This is a genomic window from Aeromicrobium ginsengisoli, assembly GCF_004134905.2.
Lineage (GTDB): Bacteria > Actinomycetota > Actinomycetes > Propionibacteriales > Nocardioidaceae > Aeromicrobium > Aeromicrobium ginsengisoli.
In genome coordinates this window covers 596,633-617,354 of record NZ_SDPQ02000001.1, presented here as the reverse complement: position 1 = coordinate 617,354, position 20,722 = coordinate 596,633, and the positions used below count along the sequence as shown (strand labels likewise).

The following is a 20,722-nucleotide window of genomic DNA, read 5'->3' as shown; positions in this document are numbered from 1 at the left end:
TTCACCACGCCGCTGATGAGGGACGATGGGTGCCATGCGCCGATCCACGTGGGGACTTCTCGTCCTCGCTGTTGTGGGGCTTGCCATCATCGGCTTCCTCCAACAGCCCCGCGGCGGGGACGACCCAACCGGCGCCAGGCCCTCGACCGCGGCGTTCCCGCCCGAGGTCTTCGAGACGATCGCCCTGATCGAGTCGGATGGGCCGTTCCCCTACAGCCGCGACGGCGTCGTGTTCATGAATCGTGAAGGCTTGTTGCCGAGGCACGAACGCGGCTACTGGCACGAATACACCGTGCCGACGCCGGGTGAGTCGGACCGCGGAGCGCGCCGGATCATCGCCGGACGGGGCGGCGAGCTCTACTACACGGCTGACCACTACCGATCGTTCGTACGCGTGAAGGAGCCACGATGACCGCGACGTTCACATCGGTGCTCGCGGGTCTGGTGTCGCCCGGCGTCTACACGTGGCGCGGCCGCCGCGACCGCGACCTGGCGGCAGAGGCCACGGCGGCGGGCTGGCAGGCGTTGAGCCTCGACACCCGGGGCGCAGCGTCGTTCGAGGACTTCTACGACGAGGTGGCCACGTCGTGGGCGCTGCCGGACTGGTTCGGCCGCAACCTGGACGCGCTGTTCGACGTGCTCGCTGACCTCACCGCGCAGCGGACGCTGATCGTGTGGGACGGGCTCCGCGAGCTGGCCGACGTCGATCCGGTGCAGACCAGTGCCGTCGTCGAGGTGCTGCGCGACGCCACCGGCCAGGCCTCGACCCTCGTGGTGGTCGTGCGGGACGACCTCGACGTCAGCGAGTTCGACGGGTTGCTGTGAGGGCGAGCGGCCCGAGCACCTGACGCGCCTCCGAGCCGAGGCGGTCGATCGCCTCGTCGGCGGCCGTCTCGAGCCGGGCGATGTCGTCCTCGACGGCCTCGAGCGCCCCCGACGCATGGATGAGGTCGCGTACGGCGTCGACGCCTTCGGGCGTACCCAACGACGTACGCAGCAGGGTGCGGCCCGCATCGTCGGTCAGCTCGGCGGCGCGCGCCACGAGCACGGTGCGCTTGCCCTCGCGGAGGTCGTCGCCCGCCGGCTTGCCGGTGAGCTCGGGATCACCGAAGACGCCGAGCACGTCGTCGCGCAGCTGGAACGCCTCGCCGAGGGGGAGCGCGACCTCGGTCAGGGCGGCGATCAGCTCTGGATCGGCGCCGGCGAGGGCGGCGCCGATGTGGAGCGGCCGCTCGACGGTGTACTTGGCCGACTTGTAGCGGACGACCGTCATGGCCTCGGCGACCGAGAGCGACTCACGTGTCTGCCCCGCGACGTCGAGGAACTGCCCGGCGACCACCTCGGTCTTGCAGAGGTCGAGGAAGCGGAATGCCTCGTCGGTGTGCGCCAGCCCGTTGCTGCGGAACATCTCGTCACACCACGACAGCAACAGGTCGCCGAGGAGGACGGCGGCCGACGTGCCGAAGCCGACCGGGTCACCATGCCGTGCCTCGTCGCGATGGCGCGCCTCGAAGGCGCGATGCACGCTGGGCCGGCCGCGACGGGTGTCGGAGCCGTCCATGAGGTCGTCGTGCACCAGCGCGCTGGCCTGCAACCACTCCAGCGCGGCCGCCGCCGTGACGATCCCCGGCTCGTCGGGGGTGCCGCCGGCGACGAGCCAGCCGGCGTAGCAGAACTGTGGCCGCAGCCGCTTGCCACCGGCGACGAACCCGATCGCGGCGTCAGCGAGGTTCTCGACGTCGGGACCCAGCTCCGCGAGGATCGCTCGCTGCCCGTCGACGAAGGATTCGAGAGTGTGATCAATACGCGTCCGGAATTCGGGATCATCGGCACGTGCATTCACAGCCCGGACGATACCGTTGGACCATGCCTTCCCCTGACCAGTCCCTCGTCGACGCCATCCGCGGGCCGTCGCCGAGCTACTCGTTCGAGTTCTTCCCGCCCAAGGACGACGAGGGAGAAGCCGTCCTGTGGCAGACCATCGCCGACCTCGAGGCATTCGAGCCGACGTTCGTCTCGGTGACCTACGGCGCGGGCGGCACGAGCCAGGAGCGCACCGTCCGCATCACGGCGCGCATCGCCGAGCAGACCCGGATGCGCCCTGTCGGCCACCTGACGCTCGTCGCCCAGACCAAGGGTGAGATCGAGTCGGTGCTGAAGCAGTACGCCGCGGCCGGGGTCGACAACGTCCTCGCGCTCCGCGGCGATCCCAAGGGCGGACCCCGTGCCCCGTGGGAGCCGCACCCCGACGGCATGGACCACGCGATCGACCTCGTCGGCCTCGCCAAGGATCTCGGTGGGTTCTGCATCGGCGTTGCGGCGTTCCCCGAGGGCCACCCCGACGCAGCGAGCATCGATCACGACGCCCAGGTGCTGGTCGACAAGGCCGAGGCCGGTGCGGAGTACGCCATCACGCAGCTGTTCTTCCGCGCATCGGACTATTTCGCCCTCGTCGATCGCGTGCGCGCCAAGGGCTGCGACATCCCGATCGTCCCGGGCATCATGCCGATCCTCAACTTCGCGCAGGTCGCCCGCATGGCCGAGCTGTCGGGCGCCGAGCTGCCGCGTGAGGTCCTCGACCAGGTGGAGCCGATCCAGGACGACAAGGCAGCCGTACGGTCCAAGGGCATCGAGCTCGCGACCCAGCTGTGCCGCGACCTGCTGGCCGGTGGAGCGCCGGGGCTGCACTTCATCACGCTCAACCGCTCCAAGGCGACCCGCGAGATCTTCGAGGCTCTGCGCGCCGACGGTCTGGTTTAGGACACGCCCTGACGCGGAGCCGCGCCGACCGCCTCGGCGATCGACGCGGTCGCCATGCCGATCGCCTCGAGGGTCGCGCCGGGGTGCGCGTGCGCTCCGGCGAAGAAGAGGCCGCCGGTGGGTGCCACTCCGGGGACGTCGAAGACGCTGCTCCAGCCCCGGAGGGCCCATCCCCAGTGCCCGATCCCCACCAGGTCGGACGGGGTGAGGTCGATCTGCTCCTCGACATACGGCCGCAGGTCGATCCCGAAACGTACGAGAGCGCGCAGCGGGTCCTCGCCACTGCGGTGCTCGATCGTCCACAGGCCGTCGCCGCCCGACCACATCCGGATCGGGGGATTGGCGTGCACGAAGACCTCGTCGGGCATTGCCGGCGCGTCGGCGGACACCGCGATGAGGCTGCGCGACGCCGGGATGACCGGCATCAGGTCGACCGGCGGCAGGGGAGCGGGCCGGTTGGGCGCACACCACACGACGATGTCTGCGGGAACGGTACGCAGCGAGGTGACGACGCCACGGACCTCGCCCTCCTCGAGGATCAGCTCGTGGGCCGACTCGCCGAGCTCGACGGTGACGCCGCGCTGCTCGAGCCTGGTCTCCAGGGCGGTTGCGAGTGCTGGCAGCCCGCCGGCGAACCGCCACCGCCCGAAGGACCTCTCGACGTAGTGCGCCACCGCGACGAAGCCCGGCGTCACGGTGCGGTCCTGGCCGGCGAGTCGCGGAGGGTTGAGCACGAGCTTGCGGAGGCGGTCGTCGTCGAGGTCCTTGTCGGCGAGCGTCGCGAGACTGCGTCGGGGACGCAGCGCCTTGCGGACCGTACGGTCGACCGCCGGCTTGCCCGGGAACACCTGGTCGAGGGCCATGCGGCGGATGATGTCCCACGACTCGGCGAACGTGTCGACCCATGGGGACCACTCGTCCTCGCCGAACGCCTCCATGAGCGCCTCGTGCTGGTCGCCGCGGTTGCCGAGCGGGAGGTCGAGCACCGACTTGTCCTTGAAGACGTGACGTCGGCCCTCGGTCTTGGTCAGGTCGAGCACCTGCTCGAGCGGACGTCCGGACTTGCGGAACAGGTCGCGGAACACGCCCGGCAGCGTCACCGTGTCGAGCTCGAGCTGCCACGTGCGGTCGCCGACGGTCATGCCGTTGAGCCGTCCGCCCAGCACCTGGCTGCTCTCGAGCAGGGTCACGTGGTGTCGCAGCTTGGCGAGGCGCGCCGCGGCCGACATCCCCGCGAAGCCGCCACCCACGACCACGACGTTCGCCATGCGCGCAGACTAGGGCATGGTGCAGAACCCACCCCGCCGGACGCTGTCGGAATCCGCGACGGGCGCTGTGGCACAGTGTCCGTCATGGGTCCGGTCCGCACCGAGTTGATGTGGCAGTCCGTGGTGGACGCCGTCGACGTCGCGGGAGCTGGTGACGCGCTCGACGTGCTCGACCTCGGAGGCGGCACGGGCAGTGACGCCGTACGCCTCGCAGCGCTGGGGCACCGCGTCACGGTCGTCGATCCGAGCCCCGATGCGCTCGCGTCCCTGCACCGCCGCGGGGTCGAGGCCGGCCTCACCGAAGGTGTCAACGCTGTCCAGGGCGATGCCGCCGACCTGCTCGACCACGTGGCCCCGTCGTCGTTCGACCTCGTGATCTGCCACGACGTCCTCGAGCACGTCGACGATCCGGGCCAGGCGCTCGCGACGATCTCCACGGTGCTCCGCCCCGGTGGGCACGTCAGCGTCGTCGTCGCGGGTCGCAACGCGGCTGTTGCGGCACGAGCACTCGCCGGGGACTTCGTCACGGCACGGTCGCTCGTCGGCCGCTCGGCCGGCACGTGGGACGTCCGCTCGATGGGCCCGCGCCGGTTCGTCGTGGGCGAGGTCGAGGACCTGTTGACGTCCCGTGGATTCGTCCCGGTCGCAACCACCGGCGTACGCGTGTTCGCCGACCTGGTGCCCAGCGCGATCGTCGACACCGAGCCGGGAGCACGGGATGCTCTGTACGCCTTGGAGCGCCTGTTGAGCACTTCCGAGGACTTCACAGCACTTTCGGCTGGTCTGCACACGATCGCGCGCCTAGACTTGTCAGTAGCAACACCCGATCCAGGAGGCAAAAGTGCCGCTCTCTGATGAAGAGGCCCGGCTGCTCCACCAGCTTGAGCAGTCATTGGCCGCTGAAGACCCTGACTTCGCGTCCACCCTCCGTGGCTCGAAGTTCATGGCCCACAACCGCCGCGTAGCGATCCTTGCTGTCCTGGGATTCCTCGGCGGGCTGGTCCTGCTGTTCGCCGGCGCGGTGTCGGCGATGACCTGGCTCGGGGTCCTCGGATTCGTCACGATGCTCGGCATGGCCTATCTGTTCATGAACGCCTGGAAGCGCGGCATCGGCCGCAGCGACGAGGAGCCGGCTCGCGCCTCGGGCAAGCCGTCGAAGCCCACCGGCACGTTCGTCGACCGCATGGAGGAGCGCTGGCAGCGCCGCCGGGACGGCGACGAACGCTAAAACCTCCCCACTTCACTCCACTTTCACCACAACCGCCCCCTCGGGGGCGGTTTTTCTTTGCCCTGACGGCGTTGTGACGCCTCCCCACGCCGAGGAGCAGTTGCCCAGAAATCCGCTCGAACCTGCCCGAATGGGGTGCTGGGTGGGGGAACGTGGGGTATGGTGGAGCGAAATGGAGGAACTGGTCAGCGGCGAGGAGGAGAGAGGTGAACCCGGATGTCGCAAACTTCTTCGGCACCTACACCCCTCGTCTCGACGACAAGGGCCGGCTCTTCCTCCCGGCCAAGTTCCGTCCTCGCCTCGAGCACGGCATCGTGCTCACCCGCGGCCAGGAGAACTGCATCTACGGATGGACGACCGAGGCGTTCAACGCCTTCACCGACCGGGTCCGCGACACGCCGTTCACCAACCAGGCGGCCCGCAACTTCACCCGCATGTTCTTCTCCGGCGCCTCGTCGGAGGTCCCGGACAAGCAGGGTCGGATCTCGGTGCCGACGGTTCTCCGCGAGTGGGCCCATCTGGACCGCGACTGCACGGTCGTCGGGGCGATGGACCGCATCGAGATCTGGGACTCGGGCCGATGGACCGAGTTCTCGAACGCCCAGGAAGGTCCGTTCGCGGACATGTCAGAGGAAGTGATGCCCGGCATCTTCTGACGGTCGCGTGGCGAGATCTGCGCCCGCGTGGTTCTGACATCACTTCCCCGGTGTCAGACCCAGCGGACGCAGATCTGGCCACACGACAGCAGCCGGGCAGCACGACAAGCGGAGAGGACGAGGTGGCATGAGGATCGACACGGGCACGCGGCGCGTACGGCACGAGGTGGCCGACGGCATACGGCTCATGGCATTTTCTCTCGGCTCCTCCATCGCGATCGCCGCCGTCATCGCCCTCGTGCTGGGGTCGCTATGACCGAGGCGAGCCACGTTCCGGTCCTGCTCGAACGCGTCCTCGACCTGTTGGCTCCGTCAGTCGCCGTCGAACGTCCGGTCGTCATCGACGCGACCCTGGGACTGGGCGGTCACACCGAGGCGATGCTCAACCGCTTCCCCGATCTGCACGTCATCGGCATCGATCGCGATCCCGAGGCACTGACCCGGGCCAAGGCGCGCCTCGAGGCGTTCGGCGACCGGGTGACGTTCGCGCACGCGGTCTACGACGAGATCGCCGACGTCGTCGCCGGGGCAGGCTTCCGCACGGTGTCGGGCGTCCTGTTCGACCTCGGTGTCTCCTCGATGCAGCTCGACCTCGCCGAGCGCGGCTTCGCGTACGCACAGGATGCACCGCTCGACATGCGCATGAACCCCGAGGACGAGCTCACTGCTGCCGACATCCTCAACACGTACACGTCGCGCGATCTCGCCAAGGTGCTGCGGGAGTACGGCGAGGAGAAGTTCGCCAAGCGGATCGCCGACGCCGTGGTCGCAGAGCGTGCGCGCGAGCCGTTCACCGACAGCGCTCGCCTCGTCGACCTCATCCGTACGTCGATCCCGGCGGCTGCCCGACGCACCGGCGGCAACCCCGCGAAGCGTACGTTCCAGGCCCTGCGCATCGAGGTCAACGACGAGCTCGGTGTCTACCGTCGCGCGTTGCCGGCATCGCTCGAGGTGCTGGCGCCCGGCGGTCGGGTCGTCGTGCTGGCCTATCACTCGCTCGAGGACCGCATCACCAAGCGCGCGTTCACCGAGGTCACCACGACCGACGTGCCGCGCGACCTGCCGTTCGTTCCTGAGGGGCACGAGGCCCGCTTCCGCCTGGTCACGCGTGGCGCCGAGATGGCGACCGACGCCGAGATCGAGGAGAACTCCCGCGCCCGATCCGTACGCCTGCGCGTCGTCGAGCGGATCGCGGCATGAACGAGCGCCAGCGAGCGAACCATGAGGGACTCATGCCGTCGCGTCCGTATTCTCTGCCCTCCTCCACGGAGGTGACGGCATGAGCCCGCAGACGGCTCGCGCCGTCAACATGGGCGGGGCAGCTGCTCCGCGGTTCTCGCCCGAGGCGGCCAAGGCAGCGGGCCTGCGTCTGGTGCGTCCCGTACGCAGCAGGGCCCGCAAGGCGCCGTTCGTCGTCGTGGTGATGACGGTCCTGTCGATCGGCCTGGTCGGGCTGATCATCATGAGCACGGTCCTGCAGGCCCAGTCGTTCCAGGCCCAGAAGCTCAACAGCCAGGCGGCTGAGCTCGAGACGCAGCAGCAGCTGCTGTCCCGTGAGGTCGACAAGCTGCAGAGCCCGGCCAACGTCGCTCGTCGCGCCATCGCCTACGGCATGGTGCCCAACACCAACCCGGCGTTCCTGCGGCTGTCCGACGGCAAGGTCCTGGGCAAGCCGGAGGCGGCCAAGCCCGGCAACACCAACATCCGGAGCGTGACGCCATGAGCGCCAGCAAGACCGTGTCCCGCCGTCGCCTTCGCGTGTGCCTCGCGATGATCGTCGGCGTGTTCAGCGTCTTCGGTGTGCGCCTGTTCCAGATCCAAGGTCTTGACGCCAGCGCGTACGCCGCCCAGGCGATCGAGGACGGCACCGCCAAGAGCACCGTCCCCGCGCCTCGCGGCGACATCCTCGACCGCAACGGTGCGGAGCTGGCCACGAGCGTCGACGGACTGACGCTGACCGCGGATCCCTCGATGACCTCGGCGGATGCGCCGCAGATCGCTCGCATCCTGCGCGAGAAGCTCGGCAGCCGCATCGACTACTTCGACACGATCGACAAGCTCCGCACGCCGAACAAGCGGTTCGTCTACCTGATCCGCGACGTGCCCGCGTGGACCGCCAAGAAGGCGCTCACCGCGATCGCCGAAGCCAACCTGACAGGAGTCTTCAGCGAGAAGGAGACCCTGCGCACGTACCCCGGCGGCAAGCTCGCCGCGAACCTGCTGGGCTACGTCAACGGCACCGGAAAGGGCGTCGCGGGCATCGAGCAGGAGTACGACAAGACGCTGACCGGCACCGACGGCGCCAGCACGTACGAGGTCGATCCCAACACCGGCGTACGCATCCCGATGGCCGACAGCACCGTGACCAAGATGGTGCCGGGTCGCAACGTGACGACCACGATCGACCGCGACCTGCAGTGGTACGCCGACCAGCGACTCGCCGACGCGGTTCGTGAGTCGAGCTCGGACTGGGGCCTCGCGATCACGATGGACACCAAGACGTGCCAGATCGTCCAGATGTCGCAGGCGCCGACCTTCGATGCCGACGACGGCAGCGGGATGGTCGACTCCAACACCGTGTCGCGAGCCGTGCAGAACGTCTATGAGCCGGGCAGCGTCATGAAGACCGTCACGATGGCGGCACTCGCCGACCAGGGCAAGATCGCGTCAGACACGCCGATCGTCGTCCCGTCGGGCATGGACATCGACGGGTTCCACATCGGGGACTACTGGGAGCACGGCACGATCCACCTCACGGCGGCCGGCGTCATCGCCAAGTCGTCGAACCTCGGCACGATCGTCGCGTCGCAGCAGATGAGCAACGCGACGATGTACAACTACTTCCGCAAGTTCGGCTTCGGCCAGATGTCCGGTGTCAACCTGCCGGGCGAGTCCGACGGGATCCTCAAGAACGGCAAGGACTGGACCAAGGCCAATCACGCGACGATCGCGTTCGGCCAGGGCATCTCGGTCACCGCGCTGCAGATGGTACGGGCGGTCGGCGCGATCGCCAACGCCGGCAAGATGTGTGAGCCGTCCGTCGTGAGCTCGACCACCGGTGCCGACGGCAAGCAGGTCAAGATCCCGGCCGCACCCACCAAGCGCGTCGTCTCCAAGGACGCCGCGGCGACCGTCACCCGCATGATGGAGGCCGTCACGGCTCCCGACGGCACCGCCCCGGCCGCCGCGATCAAGGGCTACCGGGTCGCCGGAAAGACCGGCACGGCGTGGCGGGTCGACCCCGCGACGGGCCGCTACATCCGCGGGCAGAACACGGTGTCGTTCATGGGCTTCGCTCCCGCTGACAACCCGCGCTTCCTGACGTACATCGTGCTCGACAAGCCCTACAGCAACGCGGGCGGCGGCTCGACCGCCGGACCGGTGTTCCACGACATCATGTCGATGGCGCTGGAGCGCTTCGGTGTCGCCCCGACAGGCTCGAAGAGCCCGAAGGTTGCCCAAACCTGGTAGGTGCCAACGTCGCAACGTTGGTCGCCCTCCCTTGTCCTGTACTCGTTTCGGCGCGCCGAGCGACGCAGTCGCGTATGTGCTGGCGTGACGATCACCCGGCTGAGTGCGCAGTGATCGCATGGTCGGGACGTGGGTTGGCTCGCAACGATGTGGCGCGTCGCGAGCGGGCGCGTGGTTGCGTTGGCGGACGGATAGGGTCGGGGAGTGACTGAGGAGATGCGCGTACGGCCGCGGGAGACGCCACGATGGACCCTCACCGAGCTGGCGGCCGAGCTCGACGCCGTGGCCACGGCCGAGGCGATCATCACCGGCATCTCGCTCAACACCAAGGACCTCGAGCCCGGAGACCTCTACGCCGCGCTGCAGGGTGCCAACTCGCACGGCGCGGCCTATGTCGGCGTCGCCCGTGACCTCGGCGCCACGGCCGTCCTCACCGATCCCGAGGGCGCCGCGATCGTCACGGGACTGCCGATGATCGTCGTCGACGACCCGCGAGGCGTGCTGGCCGAGCTCAGCAGCACGTTCTACGAGCGGCCCAGCGATGCGTTCACGACGATCGGCATCACCGGCACGCAGGGCAAGACCACGACGACCTATCTCGCCGAGGCGGCGCTGGGGGACCGCCGGTCGGCCGTCGTCGGCACGATCGGCACCCGGATCGGTCGGGTCCCGGCCGCCTCGACGCTGACGACGCCCGAGGCGCCGCAGCTGCAGGCGTTGTTCGCGGTGATGCGCGAGGAGGGCGTCGAGCTGTGCGCGATGGAGGTGTCGAGCCACGCGCTGGTGAAGGGCCGGGTCGACGGATTCACGTTCGACGTCGGGGTGTTCCTCAACCTCGGGCGCGACCACCTCGACTTCCACAAGGACCTCGAGGACTACTTCCTCGCCAAGGCGGCGCTGTTCACCCCGGAGCACGCCCGCCACGCCGTCATCAACATCGACGACCCGCACGGCCGCAGGCTGCGTGAGCTGACGCCCTTGCCTGTCACGACGTTCTCGACCGACGGCAACCCGGCCGACTGGCGTGCGGTCAACATCCGGCCGCACCGGCTCGGCACGGACCTCGAGGTGCTGGGACCCGACGAGCTCGCGATCGACCTGTCGGTGCCGTTGCCCGGGGTCTTCAACGTCTCCAACGCGCTCTCGGTCATCGCTGCGCTGGCACAGGCCGGGTACGACCCCAAGGACCTGGCGGCCGGCATCGCGTCGAGCACGGGCGTCCCGGGCCGGATGGAGCGGGTCGATGCCGGGCAGGTGTTCACGGCGATCGTCGACTACGCGCACAAGCCCGATGCCGTCACCGCCGTCCTCACCGCGCTCCGCCCGGTCACGGCCGGGCGGCTGATCATGGTGATCGGCGCCGGCGGCGACCGTGATCACGGCAAGCGGCCGTTGATGGGCGAGGCCGCAGCGCGTCACGCTGACGTCGTCATCGTCACCGACGACAACCCGCGCACCGAGAGCGCAGCGTCGATCCGGGCCGCCGTGATGGAGGGTGCGGCTGTTGGGCCCGGCCTCGCGATCGAGGTCCCGGGACGTCGTGAGGCCATCGCACACGCAGTCCAGATGGCGCACCTCGGCGACACTGTCGTGGTCGCGGGCAAGGGCCACGAGCGCGGTCAGGAGATCAAGGGCGTGGTTCACCCGTTCGACGACCGCGAGGTCCTGGTGGAGCTGATCGGGGAGTCTGCGTGATCCCGCTGACGCTGCGCCAGATCGCCGAGATCACCGGCGGCACGGTCCACGGCAATGCTGCCATCGTGGTCGACGCGCCGGCGACCCTCGACTCGCGAGCCGCTGAGCCCGGCGGCCTGTTCGTCGCGATCGTCGGGGAGCACGCCGACGGTCACGAGTTCGCTGCCCAGGCTGTCGCTTCTGGCGCGGCGGCCGTGCTGGGCTCTCGCGAGGTCGATGCCCCCGCAGTGATCGTCGACGACGTCGTGACGGCTCTCGGCCGGCTCGCCCGCCACGTGATCGACGAGCTGGAGGACGTCACGGTCGTGGCGATCACCGGCTCGAGCGGCAAGACCAGCGCCAAGGACCTCATTGCTCAGCTGCTCGAGCCCGACGGGTCCACGATCGCCACGGCCGGCAACTTCAACAACGAGCTCGGCGTGCCGCTGACGGTGCTGCGAGCAGACGAGCTGACCCGCTTCCTCGTCGTCGAGATGGGCGCCCGTGCTCTCGGCAACATCGCCGACCTGTGCCGGATCGTCCCGCCGGACGTCGGCGTCGTGCTGAACGTCGGACATGCTCACATCGGCGAGTTCGGCTCGGCCGAGGTGATCGCGCAGACCAAGGGTGAGCTCGCCGAGGCGGTCGAGGGCGACGGCGTGGTGGTGCTCAACGCCGATGACCCGCTCGTGTCGGCGATGGCAGCGCGCACGGATGCCGCGATCGTGACGTTCGGGCAGGCCGGCGACGTACGCGTCAGCGACCTCGAGATCGACGAGCAGGGGAGCCCCCGGTTCATCCTGACCAATGCCGGCCGGAGCGTGCCGGCGTACGTACCGCTGATCGGGGAGTACCACGCGTGGAACGCCGCGGCCGCGGTCGCGACGGCGATCGTGCTCGGCGTCGACCTCACGACGGCGGCCGAACGGCTCGCGCGCGTCGGTCCCCGCTCGGCGATGCGGATGGAGCGCCACGTACGTCCTGACGGCGTCGTCGTGGTCAACGACGCCTACAACGCCAATCCCGAGTCGATGGCGGCGGCCTTGCGCGCCATCGCGGCTGTCGGCGGCGACCGCGCCATCGCGGTGCTCGGCGAGATGCTCGAGCTGGGCGGCGAGAGCCACGAGGCACACGTCGAGGTCGGCCGCCTGGCCGCGGAGCTCGGCTACTCCCGCGTGATCGTGGTGGGCGACGGCGCACGGGGCATCGCCGAGGGGGCCGGTGAGATCGCCGTCAGCGTCGACGACGTCGATGTGGCCGTTCGCACACTGTCCGCGAGCCTGTCAGGGCACGAGGTGGTTCTTGTGAAAGCATCGAGGGGCGGCCGCCTCGAACGGGTCGCGGACGCCCTGCTGCAGGGCTGACGGCATACTCGACCGCACCTGCCCAACTGCCCGGTGAAAGGACCAGCCACCCGATGAAGGCCATCCTGATCGCAGGAGCACTGTCCCTCTTGGGGACACTCATCGGCACCCGCTTCGCGATCTCGGTCCTCGTCAAGAAGGGCTACGGCCAGCTGATCCGCGACGACGGTCCCACGTCGCACCACACCAAGCGCGGCACCCCGACGATGGGTGGCCTGGTCATCATCGCGTCGGTGCTGATCGCCTACTTCGCCGCCAAGCTCGCGACCCAGACCGAGCCCAGCGCGTCGGCGCTGCTCCTGCTGTTCCTGTTCACGGGCCTGGGCGCGATCGGCTTCCTCGACGACTTCATCAAGGTCTTCAAGCAGCGCAACCTCGGTTTGCGCAGCAAGGCCAAGTTCATCGGCCAGGTCGTCATCGGACTGGTCTTCGCCTGGGCCGCGATCGGTTGGGAGGACGACACCGGCGAGACGCCGATCACTCACGCGATTTCGTTCACCCGTGACTTCAACGGCCCGCAGCTGCCGACGATCCTGCTCGTGATCTGGGTGCTGCTGATGATCGCCGGCACCAGCAACGGGGTGAACCTCACCGACGGTCTCGACGGCCTCGCCACGGGCGCGTCGGTCATGGTGTTCGGCGCGTTCGTCATCATCAACATCTGGCAGTTCAACCAGAGCTGCTCCGCGGTCAACGCCGGGGCGAAGTGCTACGAGGTGCGCGATCCGCTCGACCTCGCCGTCGTGGCCTCCGCTCTCACCGGAGCCTGTTTCGGCTTCCTGTGGTGGAACGCGTCGCCGGCCAAGATCTTCATGGGTGACACCGGTTCGCTGTCCCTCGGCGGCGCGATGGCCGGCTTCGCCCTCATGACCCGCACCGAGCTGCTCCTCGTCGTCATCGGTGGCCTGTTCGTCGCCATCACGGCATCGGTGATCCTGCAGGTCGGGTTCTTCAAGCTCAGCGGTGGCAGACGCATCTTCCGCATGGCGCCCCTGCAGCATCACTTCGAGCTGCTGGGCTGGGCCGAGATCACGATCGTGGTCAGGTTCTGGATCATCAGCGGCCTGTGCGTCGCCGCGGGCCTCGGCATCTTCTACGCCGAGTGGGTCACTGGCGCATGAGTGAGCGCCAGCGAACGAACGATGGGGGTGTCATGCCGTCGCGTCCCCATCGTTGGCTCTTCAGGAGGGCGCCGGCATGACAGTGGAGACTCTCGGTCGGGAGTCGTCGTGGGAGGGCGTACGAGCGGTCGTCGGCGGGCTGGGTGTCAGCGGGTTCGCTGCAGCAGACACCCTGCAGCACCTCGGGGCGAGCGTCGTGGCGCTCGACGACGGAGACGACGACGCCCTGCGCGAGAAGGCGACGCTGCTGGAGATCCTCGGCGTCGACGTGCGTCTCGGATCTGGCTCGACCGCACGCCTGCCCGAGGGTGACATCGACCTCGTCGTCACGTCCCCGGGCTGGCGCCCCAGCACGGCGATCCTGCTGGAGGCGGCCGCTCGCGACATCCCCGTGTGGGGCGAGGTCGAGCTCGCCTGGCGCCTCCGCGGCGAGGGTGCGGCGCCCTGGCTGGCGGTGACCGGCACCAACGGGAAGACCACGACCGTCCAGATGCTCGAGGCGATCCTGCGCGCCGAGGGGCTCAACGCCCTCGCAGTCGGCAACGTCGGCACGCCCGTGCTGGAGGCGGTCATGAACCCCGAGCCGTTCGACGTCCTGGCCGTCGAGCTCTCCAGCTATCAGCTGCACTGGAGCTCGTCGATCTCCGCCGAGGCCAGCGCCGTGCTCAACCTCGCACCCGACCACCTCGACTGGCACGGCGGCCTCGACGCCTACGCCGCCGACAAGGGCCGCATCTACGACCGCACGCAGCTGGCATGCGTCTACAACGTGCAGGACGCCGAGACCGAGCGGCTCGTCGAGGAGGCCGACGTCGTCGAGGGCTGCCGCGCGATCGGTTTCACCCTGGGCATCCCGGCGCCAGGCATGATCGGCCTCGTCGACGACGCGATCGCCGATCGGGCCTACATCACCGGCCGGCTCTCGAGCGCCGCCGAGCTCGGCAGCATCCGCGACCTGGCGGCCGCCGACGGCGAGCTGCCGGCACCGCACAACGTGGCCAATGCCCTCGCGGCTGCGGCGCTCGCGCGCGCACACGGCGTCGCCCCGCGAGCCGTACGTGACGGGCTCCGCTCGTTCACGCCCGATGCCCACCGCATCGCCGAGGTCGCGCGGATCGGCGGCGTCCGCTGGGTCGATGACTCCAAGGCCACCAACACGCACGCCGCCCAGGCGTCCCTGCAGAGCTTCGAGCACGTCGTGTGGGTTGCCGGGGGACTGGCCAAGGGCGCGAGCTTCGACGAGCTCGTGATCGCGACCCGCGACCGCCTCCGAGCCGCGATCCTGGTCGGCCGCGACCGTGCACTGGTCGCCGAGGCGCTCGCGCGACACGCGCCTGATGTGCCCGTCGTCGAGGTCGACACCGGGGAGACTGATCCCATGGATCGCGTCGTCGAGGTCGCGGCATCGCTTGCCCGTGAGGGTGACACCGTGCTGCTGGCTCCTGGCGCCGCCTCCATGGACCAGTTCCGCAACTACTCCGCTCGAGGCGACAGCTTCGCCGCGGCGGTGCACCGGTTGCGTGACAGGCCCTGACCTTCCTTCCCCGAGGCAGAGGACGACTCGACATGACGCGGAGCTGTGGCCGATGACCACGACCGCTGAGCGCCGATCACCGGCGATCGTCGAAGCCGCCCGCCGTACGCTCGAGCGTCCGCTCGCGTCCTACCAGCTCGTCCTCGGCTCGACCGCTCTGCTGCTCGGGCTCGGCCTGATCATGGTGCTCAGCGCGAGCTCGGTCTACGCGCTGCGCAACTACGGCAACTCGTTCGCGATCGTCGAGCGCCAGCTGATCTTCGCGGTCCTGGGCGTCATCGGCGCTGTCATCGCTGCCCGCATCCCGTTGCGGCTGATGCGCAAGCTGATCCTGCCGTTCCTGCTCGTCTCGGTCGCCCTGATCCTCGCGACGTTCGTCCCTGGTGTCGGCGTCGAGGTGCACGGCAACCGCAACTGGCTGCCCCTGGTCGGCGGTTTCCAGCTGCAGCCGTCGGAGTTCGCCAAGCTCGCTCTCGTCCTGTGGATCGCCGACCTCTACGCGCGCCGGCAGAAGTACCTCAGCACGCCGCGCTACGTGCTGACGCCGATGGTGCCGATCGCGGGCTTCGTGTCCCTGCTGGTCGTCGGACAGCACGACCTCGGCACGGCGCTCGTCCTGTTCGCGCTGATCGTCGGCATGTTGTGGGTCGCCGGACTGCCCGCCCGCCACATGGGTGGCATCCTCGCGGGCCTGTTCGTGCTGCTGGTCATCGCCGTCGCGACCTCGCCACACCGCGTCGCCCGCCTGCTCAACTTCACCAATCCTCAGTCCGATCCCGAGAGCGCCGGGTTCCAGGCGATCCACGGCATGATGGCGCTGGCCCGCGGCGGGTTCTGGGGCGTCGGGCTCGGCGGCAGCCGGCAGAAGTGGGGCTCGCTGCCCGAGGCGCACACCGACTTCATCCTCGCGGTCATCGGCGAGGAGCTCGGCCTGCTCGGCACCTTCGTGGTGCTGGTGCTGTTCATCGTGCTGGCGTTCGCGGGCATCCGCATCGCGAGTCGCACGCCCGACCCGTTCGTGCGCTATGCGGCCTCCGGCATCATGATCTGGATCATGGTGCAGGCCGTCATCAACATCGGCATGGTTCTGGGCCTGCTCCCGGTCATCGGCATCCCGCTGCCGTTGATCTCCTACGGCGGCTCGAGCCTCCTGGTGACGCTGGTCGCCATGGGCGTTCTGCTTAACTGTGCCAAGACCGAACCCGGGGCCCGGCGAGCCCTCGCCGCAGGCCGTGCCAACCGTGCGCGGGACCGCGTCTCACGGAGGAGCTGAACCAGTGCGTGCGTTGCTAGCCGGCGGAGGAACCGCCGGTCACACGTCGCCGCTCCTGGCCACCGCTGCGGTCCTGAGCGAGGCCGGCGTCGACATCACCTGCCTCGGGACCCCACGCGGCCTCGAGGTCACGCTGATCCCCGAGGCGGGCTATCCGCTCGAGCTCGTCCCGCCGGTCCCGCTGCCACGCAAGCCCGGCAAGGCGATGGTCCAGGTCCCCGGCAAGCTGCGGGCGGCGGTCAAGGCGACCGGAGAGGTCATCGACCGCGTGCGCCCGGATGTCATCGTCGGTTTCGGCGGCTACGTCTCGGTGCCGGCCTACCTCGTCGCCCGTCGCCGGCGCATCCCATTGGTCGTGCACGAGGGCAACGCGATCCCGGGCATCGCCAACAAGATGGGCGCGCGATTCACCGAGCACGTCGCGACAAGCTTCCCCGACACCGACCTGCCGCACGCGCACTACATCGGCCTGCCGATCCGCCGTGAGATCTCGGGCCTCGACCGTCCCGCCGTACGCGCTGAGGGCCGGGCCCACTTCGGCCTCGACCCCGACCGGCCGACCTTGCTCGTCACTGGGGGATCGCAGGGCGCGCGACGCATCAACCAGACGATCGCCGCTGCTGCCCGCGACCTGGCGGACGCGGGCGTCCAGGTGCTGCACGCCGCAGGACGCCCCGACGAGGTCCCCGTGCAGCCCAGGCCGAATGACCCGCCCTACGTCGTCCTGCCCTACATAGACCGGATCGACCTCGCCTACGCCGCCGCCGACCTCATCGTCTGCCGTGCTGGCGCCAACACCGTCACCGAGGTCGCCGCCGTCGGGCTGCCGGCCGCGTTCGTCCCGCTGCCGATCGGCAACGGCGAGCAGGCGCACAACGCGCATCCGGTCGTGCAGGCCGGGGGAGCACTGCTGATCGACGACGCGGCGCTGACTCCTGCATGGATCGACAACGTCGTGATCCCGCTCGTGTCGCACCCGGGACGGCTCGCCGCGATGTCGGCCGCCGCGTCGGGCATCGTGCCGCGCGACGCCGACCGCAAGCTGGCCGACCTGATCCAGAAGGCTGCCGGACGGTGAAGATCCCCTTCCCGCACGAGGTACCGGCGGCCGGAGACATCGGCGCCGTGCACCTCGTGGGCATCGGCGGCGCCGGCCTGTCCGCGATCGCGCGCCTCATGGCGCAGCAGGGCGTACGTGTCAGCGGCAGCGACGCCAACCAGTCGGCCGTCGTCGACGCCCTGCGCGAGGAGGGCATCACGTGCTTCGTCGGCCACGACGCCGCGCACCTCGAGGGCATCGACACCGTGATCGCCTCGACTGCGGTGCGTGACGACAACCCCGAGATCGTCGAGGCGCAGCGCCGCGGACTGCGCTTGTGGCCGAGGTCGGCCGGCATGCGCTCGCTCATGGCGGGGCGTCGAACCGTCGCCGTCGCCGGCACCCACGGCAAGACCACCACGACCGGCATGCTGACGTGCGCGTTGATCGCCGCCGGCGCGGAGCCCTCGTTCGCGATCGGCGCTGAGGTCGCCAGCTTGGGCGCCAACGCACGGCTCGGCCGCAGCGACCTGTTCGTGGCGGAGGCGGACGAGAGCGACGGCGCGTTCCTGCACTACGCACCCGAGGGCGCGATCGTCACCAACGTGGACGCGGACCACCTCGACAACTACGGCACGGTCGAGGCCTACGCGGCAGCCTTCGACGAGTTCATCTCCACGGTCGGCGGGTTCGTGGTGCTCAACGCCGACGACGCCGGTGCGCGCGCGCTCGTCGAGCCGGCGCGGCGTCGTGGGCTCGAGGTCCTGCTCGCGGGATTCGCCGACGACGCCGACCTGCGGGGTCGCGACCTCGTCGTCGACGGTGCGTCGTCGACCTTCGCCGCCTCGCTCCATGGCGTCGACCTCGGTCCCGTACGCCTGTCAGTGCCCGGCGCGCACTACGCGCAGGACGCGATGCTCGCCCTCGGCGCGGGGCTGCTGCTCGGTGAGCACGTCGACCTGCTTGCCGCCGGCCTGACCGCCTACACCGGCGCCAACCGCCGCATGCAGCTGCTCGGCGCCGCCGGCGGCGTCCGGGTCTACGACTCCTACGCGCACCACCCGACCGAGATCCGGGCTGACCTCGCCGCAGCGCGTTCGATCGCCGGGGGCGACCGGCTCGTCGTCGCCTACCAACCACACCTGGTCAGCCGCACCCGCCTCTACGGCGCCGAGATGGGGGAGGCATTGTCGGCCGCCGACCGGGTGTTCGTCGCCGACATCTATCTCGCGCGCGAGGATCCTGACCCAGCCGTCACGTCGGCCCTGATCGTCGACGCGATCCGCGGCACGGAGGCCACCCTCGGCGGTCCGGTCGGTGGCCTCGCCGACGTCGTGGTGCCAGAGCTACGGCCCGGTGACCTGTTGCTGACCCTTGGAGCCGGCGACATCACCACCGTTGGCCCAGCAGTCCTGACAGCGCTGGAAGCATGACCCTCACGACGGACGAGCGGTTCGAGGCGCGGGCAGCCTACGAGCGCCGGCGCCGGCTCAAGCGGGCCGGGATCGTCGTGCTCGTGGTCATCGTCGTCGCGACCCTCATCTGGCTCGTGATGTTCTCGAGTGTTCTGGCGGTGCGCCGGGTCGCGGTGGACGGCGAGACGACCCTCAAGGAGTCGCAGATCCGCCAGGTCGCCAACGTCCGCATCGGCCAGCCGCTGGCCCGCGTCGACGTCTCGGCGATCGAGGCCCGCGTGGCGTCGATGGAACGCGTCCAGAGCGTCACGGTCTCCCGTTCATGGCTCCACACGGTCCGCATCGAGGTGGTCGAGCGCACGCCCGTCGCGTGGCTGACGGTGGGCGGCACGATCCGGGGGCTCGACCGCTACGGGATCGACTTCCGGTCGTACGACCAACCGCCCAAGAAGCTCCTCGAGGCGGACGTGACCGAGACCAACCCGCGGCGTCGCCAGCAGACCCTCGCGGCGGTTGCGGCGGTCGTGCAGCTCATCGAGGACGAGGACCCGGCCCTGCGCAAGCAGGTGCAGGCGATCGACGCCGCGAGCAAGGACTCGATCGAGCTCAACCTGACCCAGGGCCGCACGGTCATGTGGGGGAGCAGGGCCGACTCGTCGCACAAGCTGACCGTCCTGCGGGCGCTGCTGCGCATCGACGCGAAGCGTTATGACGTCAGCGCGCCCGACCAACCCACGACGCGCCAGTAGGCCCGGCGTGTCGGACCGGCATGCCGGGTCCGCGCGCGTACCGTTTCACATGAGTCAGAGGTTGACATAACTATAAACCTCCACCTCAGGGTTAGAGTTCCACACATTCCGGAAGGACACACGATGGCGGTACAGAACTATCTCGCCGTGATCAAGGTCGTCGGCATCGGCGGAGGCGGCGTCAACGCCGTCAACCGCATGATCGAGGTGGGACTCAAGGGAGTCGAGTTCATCGCGATCAACACCGACGCCCAAGCACTGCTGATGAGCGACGCGGACGTCAAGCTCGACGTCGGACGCGACTCGACCCGCGGGCTCGGCGCGGGCGCCAACCCCGAGATCGGCAAGCGCGCCGCAGAGGACCACGCCGAGGAGATCGAGGCGGCCATCAAGGGTGCCGACATGGTCTTCGTGACGGCCGGCGAGGGCGGTGGCACCGGCACCGGTGGCGCGCCCGTCGTGGCCCGCATCGCTCGCTCGCTCGGCGCACTGACGATCGGTGTCGTGACCCGGCCGTTCAAGTTCGAGGGTCGCAACCGTTCGGGCCAGGCCGACGCCGGCATCCAGGCGCTGCGCGACGAGGTCGACACCCTCATCGTGATCCCCAACGACCGGCTGCTGTCGATCAGCGACCCCAACGTCAGTCTGCTCGACTCGTTTCGCCAGGCCGACCAGGTCCTGCACCAGGGCGTCTCCGGCATCACCGACCTCATCACGACGCCCGGCCTGATCAACCTCGACTTCGCCGACGTCAAGTCGGTGATGTCCGACGCCGGCTCGGCCCTGATGGGCATCGGCTCGGCCCGGGGCGAGCATCGCGCGGCCGTCGCCGCTGAGAGCGCCGTCTCGAGCCCGTTGCTCGAGGCGTCGATCGAGGGTGCACGCGGTGTGCTGCTGTCGATCGCGGGTGGTTCCGACCTCGGCCTGTTCGAGATCAACGAGGCCGCGGGTCTCGTGGCCGACGCGGTGCACCCGGACGCCAACATCATCTTCGGCGCCGTGATCGACGACGCGCTCGGTGACGAGGTGCGGGTCACGGTCATCGCGGCAGGCTTCGACGGTGGCGAGCCGATGCTGCGCGACGCGACCAAGCCCGCGCTGCTCAAGGAGACCGCCAAGCCGGAGCCGGCCAGCACGGTCGCGACGCCGCCGACGGCGCAGAGCTTCCTC

General features: G+C 69.6%; 20 protein-coding genes and 1 pseudogene. 19 read left to right on the top strand and 2 right to left on the bottom strand.

Annotated features, from left to right (window positions below):
- Window positions 1-34: 34 nt before the first annotated feature.
- Together ESP70_RS03040 and ESP70_RS03035 are read left to right on the top strand one after the other, a co-directional pair.
- Window positions 35-412, top strand: coding sequence for a guanyl-specific ribonuclease (locus ESP70_RS03040; protein WP_246161758.1), 378 nt, complete (start codon window positions 35-37; stop codon window positions 410-412).
- Window positions 409-825 carry a barstar family protein gene (locus ESP70_RS03035; RefSeq protein ID WP_149687880.1) on the top strand — a complete coding sequence of 139 codons (417 nt, stop codon included), beginning with the start codon at window positions 409-411 and terminating at the stop codon, window positions 823-825. The genes ESP70_RS03040 and ESP70_RS03035 overlap by 4 nt, the downstream gene beginning before the upstream one ends.
- Here the strand turns inward: ESP70_RS03035 and ESP70_RS03030 are convergent.
- Window positions 800-1,843 carry a polyprenyl synthetase family protein gene (locus ESP70_RS03030; protein ID WP_223148590.1) on the bottom strand — a complete coding sequence of 348 codons (1,044 nt, stop codon included), beginning with the start codon at window positions 1,841-1,843 and terminating at the stop codon, window positions 800-802. The two genes, ESP70_RS03035 and ESP70_RS03030, sit on opposite strands and share 26 nt — an antisense overlap.
- Window positions 1,844-1,866: 23 nt before the next feature.
- On the opposite strand from ESP70_RS03030, the gene metF reads away from it, so the two are divergent.
- The gene (metF, locus tag ESP70_RS03025; RefSeq protein ID WP_149687879.1) at window positions 1,867-2,760 is read left to right on the top strand and encodes a methylenetetrahydrofolate reductase [NAD(P)H]; all 894 of its coding nucleotides are present in this window, start codon (window positions 1,867-1,869) and stop codon (window positions 2,758-2,760) included.
- Here metF and ESP70_RS03020 read toward each other — a convergent pair.
- Window positions 2,757-4,028, bottom strand: a complete 1,272-nt coding sequence (locus tag ESP70_RS03020; protein ID WP_149687878.1) for a phytoene desaturase family protein — start codon at window positions 4,026-4,028, stop codon at window positions 2,757-2,759. The genes metF and ESP70_RS03020 overlap by 4 nt on opposite strands.
- 84 nt (window positions 4,029-4,112) lie before the next feature.
- Here ESP70_RS03020 and ESP70_RS03015 point away from each other — a divergent pair, with 84 nt between their 5' ends.
- From ESP70_RS03015 to ftsZ, 16 genes and pseudogenes are all read left to right on the top strand, one after another.
- Complete coding sequence (locus ESP70_RS03015) at window positions 4,113-4,883, top strand: class I SAM-dependent methyltransferase (RefSeq protein ID WP_149687877.1); 771 nt, start codon at window positions 4,113-4,115, stop codon at window positions 4,881-4,883.
- Window positions 4,870-5,256, top strand: coding sequence for a DUF3040 domain-containing protein (locus tag ESP70_RS03010; RefSeq protein WP_149687876.1), 387 nt, complete (start codon window positions 4,870-4,872; stop codon window positions 5,254-5,256). The genes ESP70_RS03015 and ESP70_RS03010 overlap by 14 nt, the downstream gene beginning before the upstream one ends.
- Before the next feature lie 206 nt (window positions 5,257-5,462).
- Window positions 5,463-5,912: a division/cell wall cluster transcriptional repressor MraZ gene (gene mraZ, locus ESP70_RS03005; RefSeq protein ID WP_056213312.1), complete on the top strand. Its 450-nt coding sequence runs from the start codon at window positions 5,463-5,465 to the stop codon at window positions 5,910-5,912.
- A gap of 127 nt (window positions 5,913-6,039) precedes the next feature.
- Complete coding sequence (locus ESP70_RS20540; RefSeq protein ID WP_281287295.1) at window positions 6,040-6,168, top strand: hypothetical protein; 129 nt, start codon at window positions 6,040-6,042, stop codon at window positions 6,166-6,168.
- Window positions 6,165-7,112 carry a 16S rRNA (cytosine(1402)-N(4))-methyltransferase RsmH gene (rsmH, locus tag ESP70_RS03000; RefSeq protein WP_149687875.1) on the top strand — a complete coding sequence of 316 codons (948 nt, stop codon included), beginning with the start codon at window positions 6,165-6,167 and terminating at the stop codon, window positions 7,110-7,112. Before ESP70_RS20540 ends, rsmH begins: the two co-directional genes overlap by 4 nt.
- Before the next feature lie 79 nt (window positions 7,113-7,191).
- Window positions 7,192-7,635 carry a cell division protein FtsL gene (gene ftsL / locus ESP70_RS02995; protein WP_149687874.1) on the top strand — a complete coding sequence of 148 codons (444 nt, stop codon included), beginning with the start codon at window positions 7,192-7,194 and terminating at the stop codon, window positions 7,633-7,635.
- On the top strand, window positions 7,632-9,383 hold the full coding sequence (locus ESP70_RS02990) for a peptidoglycan D,D-transpeptidase FtsI family protein (RefSeq protein WP_149687873.1): 1,752 nt from the start codon (window positions 7,632-7,634) through the stop codon (window positions 9,381-9,383). Before ftsL ends, ESP70_RS02990 begins: the two co-directional genes overlap by 4 nt.
- A gap of 216 nt (window positions 9,384-9,599) precedes the next feature.
- Window positions 9,600-11,078, top strand: a complete 1,479-nt coding sequence (locus tag ESP70_RS02985) for a UDP-N-acetylmuramoyl-L-alanyl-D-glutamate--2,6-diaminopimelate ligase (protein ID WP_149688545.1) — start codon at window positions 9,600-9,602, stop codon at window positions 11,076-11,078.
- Entirely contained in the window at window positions 11,075-12,421 is a 1,347-nt protein-coding gene (locus ESP70_RS02980; protein ID WP_149687872.1) for a UDP-N-acetylmuramoyl-tripeptide--D-alanyl-D-alanine ligase, read from the top strand. The genes ESP70_RS02985 and ESP70_RS02980 overlap by 4 nt, the downstream gene beginning before the upstream one ends.
- A gap of 53 nt (window positions 12,422-12,474) precedes the next feature.
- A complete protein-coding gene (gene mraY / locus ESP70_RS02975) occupies window positions 12,475-13,542 on the top strand; it encodes a phospho-N-acetylmuramoyl-pentapeptide-transferase (RefSeq protein ID WP_149687871.1) in 1,068 nt (355 codons plus the stop codon).
- Window positions 13,543-13,618: 76 nt separating this feature from the next.
- Complete coding sequence (murD, locus tag ESP70_RS02970; protein ID WP_149687870.1) at window positions 13,619-15,076, top strand: UDP-N-acetylmuramoyl-L-alanine--D-glutamate ligase; 1,458 nt, start codon at window positions 13,619-13,621, stop codon at window positions 15,074-15,076.
- 52 nt (window positions 15,077-15,128) lie between these two features.
- A complete protein-coding gene (gene ftsW, locus ESP70_RS02965; protein ID WP_149687869.1) occupies window positions 15,129-16,349 on the top strand; it encodes a putative lipid II flippase FtsW in 1,221 nt (406 codons plus the stop codon).
- Window positions 16,350-16,353: 4 nt separating this feature from the next.
- The gene (gene murG, locus ESP70_RS02960) at window positions 16,354-17,427 is read left to right on the top strand and encodes an undecaprenyldiphospho-muramoylpentapeptide beta-N-acetylglucosaminyltransferase (RefSeq protein ID WP_149687868.1); all 1,074 of its coding nucleotides are present in this window, start codon (window positions 16,354-16,356) and stop codon (window positions 17,425-17,427) included.
- Window positions 17,424-18,821 (top strand): UDP-N-acetylmuramate--L-alanine ligase, encoded by a 1,398-nt coding sequence (gene murC, locus ESP70_RS02955; RefSeq protein ID WP_149687867.1) that lies wholly within the window; start codon window positions 17,424-17,426, stop codon window positions 18,819-18,821. Before murG ends, murC begins: the two co-directional genes overlap by 4 nt.
- A complete protein-coding gene (locus ESP70_RS02950) occupies window positions 18,818-19,552 on the top strand; it encodes a cell division protein FtsQ/DivIB (protein ID WP_149687866.1) in 735 nt (244 codons plus the stop codon). Before murC ends, ESP70_RS02950 begins: the two co-directional genes overlap by 4 nt.
- Window positions 19,553-19,675: 123 nt before the next feature.
- Window positions 19,676-20,617: pseudogene (ftsZ, locus tag ESP70_RS02945) on the top strand (cell division protein FtsZ); the annotation flags it as partial.
- Between the last annotated feature and the right edge of the window lie 105 nt (window positions 20,618-20,722).